This window comes from Flavobacterium sp. CSZ, from assembly GCF_015350725.1.
GTDB lineage: Bacteria > Bacteroidota > Bacteroidia > Flavobacteriales > Flavobacteriaceae > Flavobacterium.
Genome location: NZ_JADKPQ010000065.1, coordinates 1 through 677, shown reverse-complemented (window position 1 = coordinate 677; position 677 = coordinate 1). Strand labels below are relative to the sequence as shown.

The 677-nt window shown below is 44.0% G+C and carries 1 protein-coding gene; it reads right to left on the bottom strand.

Annotated elements, in window-relative coordinates; translation table 11 throughout:
* On the bottom strand, nucleotides 1-635 hold a 635-nt coding region (locus IRZ78_RS26010; protein ID WP_228520634.1), incomplete at its 3' end, for a phosphopantetheine-binding protein.
* Nucleotides 636-677: the final 42 nt, after the last annotated feature.

The window sequence follows — 677 nt, the reverse complement described above, 5'->3', positions numbered from 1 at the left end:
GTCAGCGGATAAGACACCCTTGGGGCTGCTTTTGGAATGGCTACATATCCCGATACCTGCAGTTTACCTGCCAATGATTCGATCGTTGGGTTGGAAAAGAAATCCCTGAACGAAAGGCTTTTTCCCAGTTCCTTAAAAATGTGGTTAATTACCTGAACCATAATCAGACTGTGACCCCCGAGTTCAAAAAAATTATCCGTAATTCCCACTTGGTCTACTTTTAAAACATCCTGCCAGATCTGGGCCAGTTTGATTTGCTGCTCACTTACTGGAGCCACATAAGCCCTGCGGATAATATCCGAGTCTGAGATGCCTGGCAAGGACTTGCGGTCTACCTTTCCATTTGGGGTTAAGGGAACTTTTTCAAGGGATACATAAAAATTGGGAATCATATACTCGGGAAGTTCTTTTTGAAGAAATGACCTCAAGGCAGACTTATCGATATTATCCTGGGAAACGTAATACGCTACAAGCACTTTTTCTCCTTTTTGCTCCTGGGCAGCAACTACAACCTGGATCAGAGAGGCAGAAAAATTAAGCAGTACAGACTCAATATCTCCCAGCTCGATGCGGTGACCGCGGATTTTTACCTGAAAATCATTTCTGCCTAAAAATTCAATACTCCCATCTGGCATCCATCGGCCCAAATCACCTGTTTCATACATCAGGGCATTTGC